This window comes from Silvimonas sp., from assembly GCF_031291215.1.
GTDB lineage: Bacteria > Pseudomonadota > Gammaproteobacteria > Burkholderiales > Chitinibacteraceae > Silvimonas > Silvimonas soli.
Map to the genome: position 1 here is coordinate 200991 of NZ_JARLJK010000150.1, position 15000 is coordinate 215990.

Below are 15000 nucleotides of genomic sequence, written 5' to 3' on the forward strand. Positions count from 1 at the left end.
GCGAGGTTGCCATGACACGTTCGCTGCCCACGCCGGTCACCGCGCCTGCACTTGTCCGGCTGAAAAGCCGGGGCGTGCGACACTGGACCAACGCGCTGTTCGTCCTGCCCTTTTTGCTGGTTTATATCGCGCTGCTGGTGGTGCCGGTCTTCAACGGCTTCTGGCTAAGCCTGAACGAAGTCGACGTATTGTCTGGTGATCGCGTTTACGTGGGCCTGGCCAATTTTGTCCGCCTTTGGCACGACGATATTTTCCGCGGCGCCATCCGCAATACCTTTCTGTTTGTGCTGATGACCACGCCCGCATTTGTGGCGCTGGGTTTGCTGCTGGCGCTGGCGCTGAACCGGCAAGACCGCATCGGCACCGTTTTGCGCACCATCTTTTTTGGCTCTTCTGTGCTGTCGGTCACCATCGTCACCCTGGTTTGGCGGCTGGTGTTCATGACTGACAAAGGCTTGCTGGCCAATCTGATGCACGCCGTCGGGCTGGAATCCATCAACCCGCTCACTAGTAGCGCGCTGGCATTACCGGCCATTGGCATGGTGACGGTCTGGTGGATTATCGGCTTGCCGATGATGTTGTTTCTGGCCGCGCTGCAACAGATTCCGGAAGAAATCTACGAGGCCGCCGCCATGGACAACGCCGGGCGCTGGCGCACCTTTTGGGCCATCACCTTGCCTTCGATCCGCCGCACGGTTGCGCTAGTAGCCATCATTGAAGTGATCTTGCAATTTCAGTTGTTCGGCCAGGCGCAGTTGATGACTAACGGCGGCCCCAACAACGCCTCACGCCCAATCGTGCAATTCATTTACGAAGCTGGCTTCCAGCAATGGGCGCTGGGCTATTCCGCGGCAGCCGCGCAGGTGCTGTTTGGCCTGATGCTGATCGGCGTAGCCATTCAGATGTGGGTTTCCAGCCGGGGGCAGCCATGAGCACCAGTCAATATCGTGGCGGGCAATGGGGCAACCGCTTGATCCTGGCGGCGGTGGTCATCCTGGCGCTGGCATGGATTGCGCCGCTGGCCTGGGTGCTGGCGCTCTCATTTAAACCCAATGCCTTTCTGGCGCAGCACACCGATGTGTTGATCGGCGCGCCATTCACGCTGAAAAACTACACCGACATTCTGGGCACCTCGTCGGTTTTTCGCTGGATTCTGAATAGCGCCATTGTGTCGATTACCCAGACGCTGCTGACGTTGGTGCTGTGCTCGCTGGCTGGTTATGGCTTTGCCCGCACGTCGTTTCCGGGGCAAAAGTGGCTGTATGTTTTTGTGCTGGCCGGGCTGGCCGTGCCGGAACAAGCCGTGGTTATTCCATTGCATCGCATGTTTGCCGATCTGGATCTGCACAACACCTACAGCGGTTTAATCCTGCCGCGGCTGGCCGCACCGTTCGGGGTGTTTTTGATGACGCAGTATTTCCGCGCCATCCCCAAAGATATCGAAGAAGCCGCCCTGCTCGACAGCACACCGCGCTGGAAGATCTTTCTGCGCATCGTCCTGCCGCTGTCGATTCCGGCGCAAGCAACGCTGGGCATCTTCACCTTCCTCACGGCCTGGAACGATTATCTGTGGCCGCTGATTTCTGCCTCCAAACCCGAGATGTACACCCTCACGCTCGGGCTGGCGGCCACCCAAAGCAACTTTGCCCAGTCTGAAGGTATTGGTTACCTGATGGCGCAGGCGGTATTTGCCGGGTTACCGATTTTCATCATTTACCTGTTTTTCCAGAAACATATCGTTTCGGCCGTGGCCGGTACCACCGTGCGCTAATTGCGCGGCAGCGCTGCCAAGCTGCCCGCCCGGCGCTCTTACATAAGCTGGAGAAGAGAACCCATGAAAACTGCAGGAATCAACAAGATCAAACCGTGGCTTGCACTGCTGTTGGGCGCAACGCTGACCACCGCACATGGCGCTACGGAAATCACTCTGGCGCGCTTTTTCGGCGCGTGCGAGGCCGATTACGGCAAGGTAACGGACGTGAGCAAGGCCAAGGGCGAGTGCGGCATCATCACTTCGTTGGTCAACCAATACAACGCCACCAACAAGGATGGCGTGGTGGTGAAGCCGGAAGTGGCCGAATGGGGCCCGTACTACGATCAGCTGACCTCGCGCATCGTTGCTCACAACACGCCTACCATCGCGGTCATGCACCAATCCGTGCTGGGCGATTTTGTCTCGCGCAAGCTGGTTGATCCACTCGACGACAGCTTCAAGAGCGTGGGCATCAACACTGCCGACTTCACCCCGCAAGCACGTCGTGGCGTGATCATCGGTGGCAAAACTTATGCGTTGCCGTTTGATACGTGGTCGTGGCTGTGGCACATCAACGTCAATGACTTCAAGAAAGCCGGCCTGACCAGCGCCGACGGCGCGCCGATTCTGCCCAAGTCGCCCGACGAATTGCTGGCACAGGCCAAAAAGATCAAGGACGCCACCGGCAAGCCGTATTTCTCCTGGACCACCGCCAATGAAACTGCCGCACCAACCCGCACCTTTCTGACGCTGCTGTATCAGCAAAATGCGCAGGTATTCAGTGCAGATGGCCGCAAGATCAACGTGCACACGCCTGCTGCCACCAATGCCCTCAATCTGATGAACAAATTGTGGACCGACGGCTACATCAAAAAGGGCCTGGATTACGGCGCGACCCAGCAAGCGTTCACCAACGGTGATGTGGCCGTGGATGTGGTCGGCAACTGGACCATTGACGACTTCATGACCGCTGCCGACAAAGCGGATTCGCCGCTGCATAACGGCTACGACGTGGTGCCGTTCCCCAACCTTTACAGCAAGAAAGCCGTGTTCGCCGACGGTCATAGCTGGGTAATGATCAAGGGTGGCACGCACAACGAGGCCGAGAAAAAGGCCGCGCTGAGCTTCATGAAGTTCCTGTGGGAACACGACTATGACTGGTCACGCACCGGCCATCTGCCTGCCAACAACAAGGTGGCGCAGAGCGCGCAATACCAGGCGTTGCCGTTCCGCAAGAACATCCTGGAGATCACGCAGATCGGTATCACCACGCCTAGCAATGTGCCGCGTCAGCGCGCCATTGAAGCGATTATCGGCGAAGAAATCTCCAGCATGATGCTGTCCGGCAAAGCCGTTCCCGCCGTGCAGGATGCCATTGAACAACGCGTCAATACGCTGCTGGCCAGTGTGAAGTAACGCGCAGCCATCGCCCATCTACCCGTCGGTTATGCCGTGGCTTCCCGGCCCCGGCATAACCGAAACCGGATATTTTCATTCAGGAACGTTTTGCCATGATCAGTTCGCGCCTCATCGTCGACAGCGATTTTGTAATTGCCGACCTGGACCGTCGTTTGTTTGGCACATTTGTCGAGCATATGGGCCGCTGCGTCTACACCGGTATTTTCGAGCCGGGCCACCCCACTGCCGATGAGGACGGGTTTCGCCAGGACGTGCTGGAACTCACGCGCGAACTGGGACCAACCATCGTGCGTTATCCCGGCGGCAACTTCATGTCGGGCTACAACTGGGAAGACGGCGTTGGCCCGAAAGAAAAACGCCCGGTGCGCCTCGACTTGGCGTGGTATTCCACCGAAACCAACCAGTTTGGCACCAACGAATTCATGCGCTGGGCGGCCAAGGCGGATATCGAGCCCATGTTTGGGGTCAATCTGGGCACGCGCGGGCCGGACGAAGCCCGGCACTTTCTGGAGTACTGCAATCACCCCGGCGGCACCGCGCTGAGCGACTTGCGCCGTGAACATGGCGTTGAAAAGCCGCATGACATCAAGTTCTGGTGTCTGGGCAATGAAATGGACGGGCCGTGGCAAATCTGCCGCAAAACGCCAGAGGAATACGGGCGCATTGCGCTGGAAACCGCCAAGGTCATGCGCCAGGTTGATCCGACCATTACCTTGGCGGCATGTGGATCATCCCAATGGGATATGCCCACTTATGGCGAGTGGGAACACACCGTACTCGACCACTGTTTTGACGAAGTGGACTTCATCTCGCTGCATACCTATTTCACCAACCGCTATGACTCCACCGAGGAGTTTTTCGGCAACATCGAACAGACCGACCAGTTCATCAAAGAGATCGTGGCCGTGGCCGATGGCGTGGCGGCACGCAAGCATTCGCGCAAACGCATCATGCTGTCGTTTGACGAATGGAATGTCTGGTACAAAGCCCGTAGCATCGACGACCTGCGCAAGCCCGGCTGGCCGCAAGCGCCACGGCTCATCGAAGAGGTGTACAACTTTGAAGATGCGCTGGTGAACGGCGGCGCGCTGATCGTCATGATGAACAATTGCGACCGCGTCAAAACGGCGTGCCTGGCGCAACTGGTGAACGTGATCGGCCCGATCATGACCGAGCCGGGCGGTGCGGCGTGGCGGCAAACCATTTTCTACCCGTTTGCCCAAGCCTCGAAGTTCGCCCATGGCCGGGTGCTGCGCTCAGTCGTGGAATCGCCCAGCTACAGTGCCAAGTCATTCGCAGAAATCCCCTACCTGTGTGCCAGCGTGGTCGACGATGAGGCGACCGGCCAGACCGTGATCTTTGCCCTGAACCGGCACTTGTCAGAAGACATGGAACTGAAGATTGAACTGCGCGGGCTTGGGCGTGACCGGCATATTGAAACGGCGCTGGAGCTGCATCACGCCAATATGAAAGCCACCAATACGCTCGAAGCGCCCGACACCGTGGCTCCGGCCATCAACCCGGATGTCCGCGCCGATGGCGAAACGCTGATCGCGCGCCTCAAGCCGGGCTCATGGAACGTGATCGTGACCCGCGCTGCTGACCGTTGCGGCGCAACGTCCTGAACCCCGGGCAACGGGCCGCTTGCCGTGCGTCGCGAGGAGACCACTGTGTTCGAACGTGAAAAGCTGGTCGGCACCATGAGCTCGCAAGTGGCCCGCATCTTGGGCATGCGCGTGGTCGGGGGTGAGTTTCGCCCCGGCGAGGTGCTGCCGGTCGAGGCTGATCTGTGCGCCGCTTACGGTGTCAGCCGCACTGTGATCCGTGAGGCCATCAAAAGCCTGGCGGGCAAGCGGCTGATCGAGGTATCGCCCAAAATCGGTACTCGGGTATTGCCGTTTACCGACTGGAACCTGCTGGACCGCGACGTGCTGGCATGGCGGCTCGACGCCCAGTTTGACCGCGACATCGTCGAGGACATCTTCGAAATGCGGCTGTGCTTTGAGCCACGCGCCAGCCATCTGGCCGCGTTGCATGGCACGCCTGATGACCTGCGTCTGATTGCCCGCGGCTATGGCGAGCTGGCCAACGCGGGCACCAACGTCCGTATGGCGGCGCAGGCCGATCTGGACTTTCACATGGCCATCATCAACGCCTCACGCAATGGCATGTTCATTACCATTGGCGGCGCCATCAAAGCGGCGTTGCGGGTTTCTTCCGGCATGCTGCACCGGCACGGCTCAAATCCGGGCGAAGACCTTCCGTATTACCTGGGTGTACATGAAGCCATCGCCGCCCGCTCGCCCGCAGTCGCCGCCGAAGCCATGGTGAAGTTGCTGACGGTCTCCCATGCTAGAGTTTTGCCCTTGGCCGTGGGTGATGAACAACGACTTGGCGGGCATCATCAGCCTTGATTTGGCGTTTTTCCCAAGCCAGGATTGGCCATTCAATCTCGTTGAATCAAATAGCGGACGTGGCCATACCAACGGTGATTGGCAGGTAAGACTATCTGCATAACGAGCGCTCGATATCCACCAGCATCACAACCCTGGATGGCTGGGTTACACCGCCTGGGCAACCGGGCGATGCCCGCTGACTTGAGCACCCGCATTTGCATGCAGGCGATACAGATCGGGCAGACCCGCTAGCGAAAGCAGGGCCATCACCACGAAAGTGATCTGAAAAGCCGCCACCGACAAAGTTTGCCCGGGTGCTGGAAACCAGATTGAAGCCAGCCGCAGCGCAATTGCGGCCAATGCCACACCCAGACCGGCGCTCATCTGTACCAGAATGCTGCTCAACGTAGAGGCGCCGCTCATGCGCTCGTTGGGGATATCGCAAAAGCTGAACGTGCTCAGGCCGGTGAACTGCATGGAGCGGCTCAGCCCGGTAAAGAACAGCACCAGCATGATCAGCCAGGCAGGCGTATGCGCCGTCAAACCCACACACAGCAGAAAGCCCAGTGCCACCATGATCCCGTTGATCAGCAAAACAGTGCGAAAACCCCAGGCTCGCATCAAGGGAGTGGTCGCCGGTTTCATGCAGATGTTGCCGGCGAACAGTGCCAGCAGTAGCAGGCCTGAGGTGACGGCATCCATGCCGAAGCCAAGCTGGAACATTAACGGCATCAGAAACGGCGCACTGTTGATTGCCATGCGAAAAAACGAGCCCCCGCGCATGGCTGCGGCAAACGTCGGAATACGCAAGGCCGCCAGATCGACCAGGGGGTGAGGCGTGCGCTGCAAATGACGGACCGCCCCGACCAGCCCCGCCAAACCAACACTGGCAGATACACCGATCTGTAGCGGATCAAATGGTGCGTGGCTGGCCAGATCACACGCGTACATCAACCCGCAACAGCCGAGGCCACTCAGCAGAAAACCCACGATATCGAATGGCCGTCGTCCGCCCGGCTCGCCCTTGATCAGCCACAGCGCCAACCCGAAACCGATCAAACCAAACGGGAGATTCAACAGGAAAATCCAGTGCCAGCTCCAGTGGCTGGTAATGAAACCACCCAATGGCGGCCCGAGTACCGGCGCCCCTAGCGCGGGCCAGGTCAGCGTGGCGATGGCATGCACAAGCTTTTCTTTAGGCGTATTACGCAGCACCACCATGCGCCCGACGGGCACCATCATCGCCCCGCCCAATCCTTGCAAAATACGCGCGCCGGTAAAAAACCAGAGACTGGTACTGACGCTGCAGAGCAGCGAAGCCAGTGTAAACAAAAGCAACGCCCCACCAAATACCGCACGGGGCCCAAACCGGTCGGCCATCCAGCCACTTAATGGAATGAACACCGCCAGCGCCAGCATATAAGCGCTGACGCCGATGGATAGATGAATGGGTTGCGTATGAAAACTCTGCGCCATCTGTGGCAGTGCGGTGGTGATGACGGTGGAGTCGAGCAACTCCATAAAAAATGCGCCCGCCACCAACCAGACCACACCCCGATGGCTTGCTGCGGTGAGGGCTTGTGAATTCGTAGACATCTGTTTCTTACCTGATAGCACTGCCGGGTTTCATATCGATACTAACGCGTCCAGACCATGGCACCCATAAGCCGAATTTCGTATCCGCGCGAGAGCGTACTTTGCTTGCTGCGCAGAGCGGGCGTGGACCCGGTCAGCAGCCATTACTGCGAAGCCCAGGTTCAGGGCGGAAAAAACCCGGATAATAGCGGCCAAATCATTTTGCGCATTATTCTGGAATTCGCCCCATGGAAATCAAGGTCAACTTTCTCGACAAGCTTCGTCTTGAAGCCAAATTCGATGATTTTACGGTCATTGCCGATCAGCCCATTCGCTACAAAGGCGATGGTTCGGCTCCCGGCCCGTTCGACTACTTTCTGGCCTCATCGGCTTTGTGCGCGGCTTACTTTGTGAAGTTGTACTGCGACACCCGCAATATCCCGACCGAGAATATCCGCCTGTCGCAGAACAACATTGTTGATCCGGAAAACCGTTACCAGCAGATTTTCAAGATTCAGGTCGAATTGCCAGCGGATATCTCCGACAAAGATCGCCAGGGCATTTTGCGCTCCATCGACCGTTGTACCGTGAAAAAAGTGGTGCAAGCCGGGCCCGAGTTTGTGATTGAAGAGGTCGAAAACCTGGATGCCGATGCGCAGGCATTGCTGACGCTCAATTCCGACTCCGATGCCCGCACCTTTATTCCAGGCAAGGACCTGCCGCTAGAGCAAACCATCGCCAATATGTCGGGCCTTTTGGCGGGCTTGGGTATCAAGATTGAAATCGCCTCATGGCGCAATATTGTTCCCAATGTCTGGTCGCTGCATATCCGCGACGCGCACTCGCCAATGTGTTTTACCAATGGCAAGGGCGCGACCAAAGAAAGCGCGTTGGCGTCGGCGTTGGGCGAATATATCGAGCGCCTCAGCAACAACCATTTCTACGCCGGTTCGTTTTGGGGCGAAGACATCGCCAACGCGGCGTTTGTGCATTACCCGAACGAGCGCTGGTTCAAGCCTGGCCCCAAAGATGCACTGCCGGTTGAAATCCTCGATGAATATTGTCTGGACATCTACAACCCGGATGGCGAGTTACGTGGCTCGCACCTGATCGACACCAACTCCGGCAATGTCGAGCGCGGTATCTGCTCGCTGCCGTATGTGCGCCAGTCGGATGGCGCGGTGGTGTATTTTCCGTCCAATCTGATTGAAAACCTGTACGTCAGCAATGGCATGAGTGCCGGGAATACGCTGGCCGAAGCGCAGGTGCAATGCCTGTCGGAAATCTTCGAGCGCGCGGTAAAACGCGAAATTATTGAAGGTGAAATCGCCTTGCCGGATGTGCCGCAAGAAGTGCTGGCCAAATATCCCGGCATTGTGGCTGGCATTAAAGGCCTTGAAGAACAAGGCTTTCCGGTGCTGGTGAAAGATGCATCGCTAGGTGGCGTGTACCCATTGATGTGCGTCACCTTGATGAACCCGCGAACTGGCGGCGTGTTTGCCTCGTTTGGCGCGCACCCAAGCCTGGAGGTGGCGCTGGAACGCAGTCTGACCGAACTGCTGCAGGGTCGCAGTTTTGAAGGCCTGAATGATTTGCCTCAGCCCACCTTTGAAAGCAACGCCGTGACTGAGCCGAATAACTTTGTTGAGCATTTCATCGATTCCAGCGGTGTGGTGTCCTGGCGCTTTTTCAGCGCCAAAGCGGACTACCCATTTGTGGAGTGGGATTTTTCCGGCCACGGTGAAAACTCCAATGCAGAGGAAGCCGCAACCTTGTTCGGCATTCTGCAAGACGTGGGCAAAGAAGCGTACGTGGCGGTATACGACCAGTTAGGCGCCACGGCCTGCCGCATTCTGGTGCCGGGTTATTCTGAGGTTTATCCGGTCGACGATCTGGTCTGGGACAACACCAACATTGCGCTGTGGTTCCGCGAAGACATCCTGAACCTGCATCGCCTGGACGATGCCAGCCTGCAACGATTGCTGGCGCGCCTGGATAACAGTGAGCGCGATGAGTACTCCGACATCGCCACATTGATCGGTATTGAATTTGACGAAAATACGGCCTGGGGCCAGCTCACCATTCTGGAACTGAAGCTGTTGATTCATCTGGCCTTGAAACAATTTGCAGACGCGCAAGAGCTGGTGGGCACCTTCTTGCAGTACAACGACAACACACTCGAGCGCGGCTTGTTTTATCAGGCCTTGAATGTGGTGCTGGAAGTGCTGCTGGACGACGAGCTGGAACTGGACAATTACGTCGCCAATTTCCGCCGGATGTTTGGTAATGAACGCATGGACGCAGTGCTCGGGTCCGTGGATGGCAGCGTGCGCTTCTTCGGTTTGACGCCAACGAGCATGAAACTGGAAGGGCTTGACCGCCACCATCGCCTGATCGACAGCTACAAGAAACTGCACGTAGCACGGGCCACGGCGGCGGCTATTTCCAGTCAAGGTTAGGAGTTATTGTCGGGCTTGTTTGGACCGTCCCGGTCTTCAGGAAAACCGGGGCGAGTCAAATAGCCAGCTGCCCGACAAGTACGATTCGCGCGGAGCATGGCGATGGCTTTCGCAGCGGTGGGAGCAAATTGCTAGACGGGTAACCCGCGCAGTTCATTGGCTAACACCGGGGATCAGCTCCGCATTGGATGCCAGGAAACTGAACCGGCTCAGCGGTTCGGTTTCCTGGCAATACGGGGCTTACAAGCGAAACCGTTCGAAGTCCGCGTTGATGGCTTGGGCCAGTTGCTCCAGATCGGACAGATTGCGAGAAGTAGCCTGCAACTCCGCATCGGTCTTTGCAATGCGCTGGTTGATCCGCTCGGTGCTTTCACTCATCGCATTGGTAGCATTGCGTTGCTCCAAGGTCGCATCGGCAATGTGACCCACGCGCCCTACCATTTCCTGGATGCTGCCCGAAACCGCCAACATGCGCTGACTGGCAGTATTGGTGAGGCCCACACTCGCATTCACACTATCCACCGTGCCTTGCATGCTGCTTGCCGCATGCGCACTTTCGGTACTGATCGACTCAAGCATTTCGGTGATTTCGTGGGTCGCTGAACTAGTCCGTTCCGCCAGTTTACGAACCTCATCTGCCACTACCGCAAACCCGCGTCCCTGTTCCCCGGCACGAGCCGCTTCGATGGCCGCATTCAGCGCCAGCAAATTGGTTTGTCCGGCAATCTCGCCGATCACTGTCGTGATGGAACGGATCTCACTGGCACGTTGCGCCAGAGTGTCGAGCATGCCGGAGACGGCCTGCACCGTTTGCAGGGTGTGCCCGCTTTCCTTGGTAATCTGCTCCAGATCGCGTGCGCTACGATTGCTTTGCTCCGCAGTCTCAGTCGCCAAGGTGTCCGCTTCCTGGGCGGATGATGCCACTTCCGAAACACTGACTGTCACCTGCTCGATGGCCGCGGCGTTCTGGCCGGCAAAATCAGAAATCGAGTTAGCATCGCCCGCAATACGCTGGATTTCGTTACGGGCATTCTCGACTCCGGTAACCAGTTGCTGGCTGCGCTGACGCACGGCGGCAATCGTCCCGCCCAACTGACCAATGAACTGGTTGAACGCTTCGCTGGTCTGGCTGACTTCATCGTTGGCCAGTACGGGCAGACGGCGCGAGAGATCCGCATCGCCCTGAGAAATCTCACGCATCGCATCGCGAATATTCAGCAAGGGTCGTAGACGCCAGCGCAAATAGAACACACTTGTACCGATGATCAATACCAGCAGCACAGCCAGGAACTCGGCATTTCTCAGCAGCGACTCGCGATTGGCGCTCTGCAATGCGGATTTGTCGCTGACCACAACCAGACGGAATTCCGTCCCTTGCACCGGGAACACCGCAACCATTTTGGTTCGACCATCGATGTCTACTTCGGAAAAAACCTTGCCATTGAAGGTGGATTCCAGCAGCGCCGGTGTCAGCGTGGCCCCCAGTGCGGAAGCAGGTTGATTCAGGCGAGCAGGGTCACCATGCGCAAAGATTTGGCCATCTTTGTTGACGATAAAGGCATAACCCTCGCCCGGGAGTTGGGTGCGCTTGAGTTCCTGCATGATGACCGAGATTTCGACATCCGCGCCCAGCACGCCCACAACCTGCCCATTGCTGACTACAGCATGCGCAAAGCTGGAAACAGCCGCGCCAGTCGCGGCGGCAACAGAAGGCATTTCGACAAAGGTGCCGGTCTGCTCGGCTTCTGCGCGGCCCCACCAGTGCCATTTGCGAGGATCATTATTATCCGGCGGCAATACGACATTGTTGGCGTTCTGTTGCGTGCCATCCGGATAGGCCAGAAACACGTTGGCGAATCCGCCTGCATCGCGCACGTACCCCATCATTGGTACGAGCCCGGCATCGTGGGGAACCGGCTTGAAGGCATTGAGCACTTGGGCCCGGCTGCCAATCCAGTTGCCAATATGAACGCCTAGCACACTGCCCACGGTACTGATTTGGGCTCTGGACTCTTCTTCCTGCTGTTTTGCCGAGAACTGATATCCGGCACCGGCAACAACCACACCGGTCACAATGACGATCACACTGACAGCAAGCACCAGCTTGCTTTGTAGACTTCGTAAATACACGGGCTAGCTCACTCTTTTGAATATTATCTCTACTGCGAGGTGGTTTAAGCGCGACACCGTCGCCGCCGGAGTTTTGTCTGGTTTTGGTCTGCTAGCGATGCTCGAACCGCCTGAATTATCTTGCCCAATGGGCTACACGGCATATCCGCAATTACCCATGCCACGACAGGACCCAGCAACCCGGCGCAACGCAACCAGCTTGCCAAGTCCCAAGCCAACCTTTGGCTGGGCGCGTGAAAAATAGTAAATAGACTCCGGGGTTTGGCACTGTATATAATTTTTGGCCAGTCGTGGGGCCGAGAGACCCACGGGCTATGCGAGGGCAACTGTCCCGGTCTCAGCAAAAGCAATTCTGGGTCTGGATCCGGACATGCGGACTGGCATGCCCATTGGGCGCGTTTACTGATTCCTTAGTAATCTCTCTCAGCGGAATGCTGCAACTCCACCAAGGCCACAAGACGAACTTCAATCGCGAAGGCCCCATATCAGCACGATAACTCCCAACGCCGGGCCGGTTAGTATGAGGGCAACATTCCTGAGCAAATCTGAGCAAAACATGAAAGCTCGGGAAAATTTGATAAAAATCACAAACCATTCTGTGTAGATTCCGCCTTCAACCCGCGCCGGGTAGCGCGTGATATTGGAATCCCCGATATCGCATTTAAGTGCTAATTCTGAAAGGCCGTACTTTGCTGTTTAGGGCTTTGCGAACCCGGAATGTGAATCAATAGTTTTGGAGTGTTCGACTTTAGGCTGGAATAGCTTGCAAAATGGCCTCCCGCAACCGGCGACACCGCCAAGGGGCAGTAGTTTTCTACTTTAATTGCATAAAAAAACGTGATTTTAACAATTAAAGTTGATATCTCACTTCGAGCATTCATACGGGTTCCAGCACGTCAGAATTTCGCATTTTGACAATTAAAGTTGATATCTCGACTGTGACTGATCTCCTCCCGCAAAACCGGAGCAGCGAAAACCAGGGATTTCTGGCAAATTTGATGCCACGCAGGCATACGGTGCGGCCAACAGCGTCACTGCGAGGTGCATCAAGCCGCACCGTTAAATCAGATCGTGGGACTTGAGCCAGGTCGCCCATTCGGCGTCCCCAAGCTCATAGGAACCACGAGCCTCCTTCCATACGTAGCCTTTATCGCGCAGCCCAACAAGCGCCTTCTGCACGGCGCCTGAGGTCAATTTGGCGGTAACCTTGCCGTATGTGTCCATAGATGCTTTCGAGAAAGGCGAGAAGGAACCAGCGGGCGAGCTGGCCATGACCCGGACGATCGCTTTTTGCAGGCCACTCAACGAGCTGTAGGCCTGCTCAAACTCCTTCCACACAGTTGCCTTGATCCAGGCATCGGTCTTGAGCCGGGAGCCCAGCTCGGGCGCTGCAATGGCGTCCAGCGCGATCGTGCTGATGATTTCCCGCAAAAATTCTGGCCGTTGGCCCACCATTTTGAATGCTTCAAATACATCTTCGGGCTTGAACTGGTTGGTGGCCGCCAGGCCGGTGTTGATTTTGGCGGTGTAGGCATCGGTAAATTCGCGGTCCAGTAGGGGAAATGCCGTGACCGATGACCCCATGAAGGGCATTGCCGGGCCGGCGCATAGCTGGGCGAGCTTGTCCCTATCAGATCCAACGAACGCCAGCATCAGTGCCGGTGCCTGATCGGACCGATTCATTGCATCGCGGGCCGCTTTCAGGGCAAACATGGCATTCAGGCCTGCTTCACTGATCAGCGCGTGCTGCGCCTCATCAATCATCAGCAGAATTGGCCTTTTCACCTGTCCATGCAGCGCCTGGAGCGCGGCGGTCAAGGTCACGCCTTCCGGGATGCCCCTCGCATCCATGTTGAAGCTGAAGCCGGCGACGTTGACTGTCTTGAACCCTGTCTTGATGGCGGTCTTGCCAACGAAGAGAATGTTGTCCAGCAATGCTTGCTTGATGGCACGGATCAACAGGTTCGCAGGATCACACGTTTTGTCTGCCCACAGGTCCACAATGATTGAGCACCACTTGCGCTGCTTCGCCTCCGGCAACAAGTCCTGACGAAGCCAGGTTGTCTTTCCTACCCGGCGCATTGCAGCAAGGAACAACCCGCTGCGCTTGTCGAGCAGCGCACTTTTGCCCTCAAGGGCATCGCAGAACTGCTTTGCAAGCTCTGGCCGGTGGAACACAAAAATGTCGTTGGCGGCCATATTTATCCTGAATTATCCACAAAGGATAAATTATCCTATTCGGATTATTATGGATAATTGAGCTATTTTCGTATGGCGAGACAGGGCCCGAAAGCCTGCTGGCGAGAAATCAAATTCAAATCGCCTGGTTGGCCTCAAACTCGGGCCGAAGTACATGAAATGCGTACCCCAGACCCGAATTGGGGGTGGGATCGCATCAAGCGAGAAGAGCGCCAGCTTCGAAAGGGAGAAGCATGTGAACAGGTACCGTCGCAGCTATCCAGCAGTGGTAGCGTCCAGACTCTCCGATAATCAGAAGTCATATCCTGTGCCCCATGGCATATGCCCCTCAAGGCATAGCTCTGGCCTTTCCCTAGTACTGGCATCGGTTAAATCCCGCCGACGACAGGGCGGCTTCCGCATAAATTGCGGCGCTTGTGGGTGCAGCTAGACTAGCGGAAAACGCCAAATCAAGGGCCTTTACTCGTCATTTAGCTCTGAATGTGGGTCAGCCTGCTGCACCGGCCCTGCTTGATTCGATGTAAGCGATAACTGCGTTGGTTCGCCCTTCCTGGATTAGTGTATCGGCCGTTTTGTAGCCAAACACGCGTAGAGGTTCATTGCGCAAAAGGAAGGCCGCACGCTTCGCATCGCCGGTTGCTTCGGTCGCCACCGCGAGGGCCGAAACCAGATCTTTCAGGTACTTCTGCAGTTGCGGCGCTTGCGGATACGCCGTCACGGTATGCCGATCCACTCTCGCCCTGTCTGCCAGATCCTGATTACTGAACCCGAAGAACTCACACACTTTCGCTGGAGACAAAGACCGGGAGCCGGCCTCGTGCAATTGCTCAATCAGAGATTGTTGAAACGCAATTTTCATGACTTGGGCCCTCCAGGTTTTACACCCGATCATATTGCGCCGGACGCCCACCTCGATTCAATGACCATGTGCGAAATCTGTTTATTCGTGAGCACCCAATCTGCCATTCCTGATCACGACGCTGTTCGTATGTGATCACCGCGCTGATCATCATGACCATTTGCAACAGTCGATCCCGATAGCTGCCGCTCAAGCCTCCCAACAGGGGGC

11 protein-coding genes are annotated in these 15000 nt (G+C 56.9%); 6 read left to right on the top strand and 5 right to left on the bottom strand.

The features are described from left to right. Positions 1-11 precede the first annotated feature (11 nt). The 5 genes from P4L78_RS22615 (at position 12) to P4L78_RS22635 (ending at position 5586) form a co-directional block, all read left to right on the top strand. Positions 12-932, top strand: coding sequence for a sugar ABC transporter permease (locus P4L78_RS22615; protein WP_309330936.1), 921 nt, complete (start codon positions 12-14; stop codon positions 930-932). Beyond that, positions 929-1771: a carbohydrate ABC transporter permease gene (locus P4L78_RS22620; protein ID WP_283148000.1), complete on the top strand. Its 843-nt coding sequence runs from the start codon at positions 929-931 to the stop codon at positions 1769-1771. The genes P4L78_RS22615 and P4L78_RS22620 overlap by 4 nt, the downstream gene beginning before the upstream one ends. A gap of 63 nt (positions 1772-1834) precedes the next feature. Then, positions 1835-3169, top strand: coding sequence for an extracellular solute-binding protein (locus P4L78_RS22625; RefSeq protein WP_309330938.1), 1335 nt, complete (start codon positions 1835-1837; stop codon positions 3167-3169). Between the two features lie 95 nt (positions 3170-3264). After that, positions 3265-4797, top strand: a complete 1533-nt coding sequence (locus P4L78_RS22630) for an alpha-N-arabinofuranosidase (protein ID WP_309330940.1) — start codon at positions 3265-3267, stop codon at positions 4795-4797. A 45-nt stretch (positions 4798-4842) separates the two neighbouring features. After that, positions 4843-5586, top strand: a complete 744-nt coding sequence (locus P4L78_RS22635; RefSeq protein WP_283147997.1) for a FadR/GntR family transcriptional regulator — start codon at positions 4843-4845, stop codon at positions 5584-5586. A 147-nt stretch (positions 5587-5733) separates the two neighbouring features. Here the strand turns inward: P4L78_RS22635 and P4L78_RS22640 are convergent, their stop codons facing one another. After that, positions 5734-7164, bottom strand: coding sequence for an MFS transporter (locus P4L78_RS22640; protein WP_309330942.1), 1431 nt, complete (start codon positions 7162-7164; stop codon positions 5734-5736). Between the two features lie 227 nt (positions 7165-7391). On the opposite strand from P4L78_RS22640, the gene P4L78_RS22645 reads away from it, so the two are divergent. Further along, the gene (locus P4L78_RS22645) at positions 7392-9602 is read left to right on the top strand and encodes an OsmC domain/YcaO domain-containing protein (RefSeq protein WP_309330945.1); all 2211 of its coding nucleotides are present in this window, start codon (positions 7392-7394) and stop codon (positions 9600-9602) included. A 240-nt stretch (positions 9603-9842) separates the two neighbouring features. Here the strand turns inward: P4L78_RS22645 and P4L78_RS22650 are convergent, their stop codons facing one another. The 4 genes from P4L78_RS22650 to P4L78_RS22665 form a co-directional block, all read right to left on the bottom strand. After that, entirely contained in the window at positions 9843-11732 is a 1890-nt protein-coding gene (locus P4L78_RS22650) for a methyl-accepting chemotaxis protein (protein ID WP_309330947.1), read from the bottom strand. Between the two features lie 1059 nt (positions 11733-12791). Next, the gene (locus tag P4L78_RS22655; protein ID WP_309330948.1) at positions 12792-13931 is read right to left on the bottom strand and encodes a hypothetical protein; all 1140 of its coding nucleotides are present in this window, start codon (positions 13929-13931) and stop codon (positions 12792-12794) included. Positions 13932-14418: 487 nt separating this feature from the next. Continuing rightward, complete coding sequence (locus P4L78_RS22660; protein ID WP_309330950.1) at positions 14419-14790, bottom strand: hypothetical protein; 372 nt, start codon at positions 14788-14790, stop codon at positions 14419-14421. 19 nt (positions 14791-14809) lie between these two features. Further along, a partial coding sequence (locus tag P4L78_RS22665; protein ID WP_309330953.1) for a hypothetical protein occupies positions 14810-15000 on the bottom strand: 191 nt, incomplete at its 5' end.

Coding starts and splice junctions, on each gene's coding strand:
- P4L78_RS22625 (WP_309330938.1), top strand. CDS start 1,835: ATGAAAACTGCAGGAATCAACAAGATCAAACCGTGGCTTGCACTGCTG.
- P4L78_RS22640 (WP_309330942.1), bottom strand. CDS start 7,164: ATGTCTACGAATTCACAAGCCCTCACCGCAGCAAGCCATCGGGGTGTG.
- P4L78_RS22645 (WP_309330945.1), top strand. CDS start 7,392: ATGGAAATCAAGGTCAACTTTCTCGACAAGCTTCGTCTTGAAGCCAAA.
- P4L78_RS22660 (WP_309330950.1), bottom strand. CDS start 14,790: ATGAAAATTGCGTTTCAACAATCTCTGATTGAGCAATTGCACGAGGCC.
- P4L78_RS22655 (WP_309330948.1), bottom strand. CDS start 13,931: ATGGCCGCCAACGACATTTTTGTGTTCCACCGGCCAGAGCTTGCAAAG.
- P4L78_RS22630 (WP_309330940.1), top strand. CDS start 3,265: ATGATCAGTTCGCGCCTCATCGTCGACAGCGATTTTGTAATTGCCGAC.
- P4L78_RS22615 (WP_309330936.1), top strand. CDS start 12: ATGACACGTTCGCTGCCCACGCCGGTCACCGCGCCTGCACTTGTCCGG.
- P4L78_RS22620 (WP_283148000.1), top strand. CDS start 929: ATGAGCACCAGTCAATATCGTGGCGGGCAATGGGGCAACCGCTTGATC.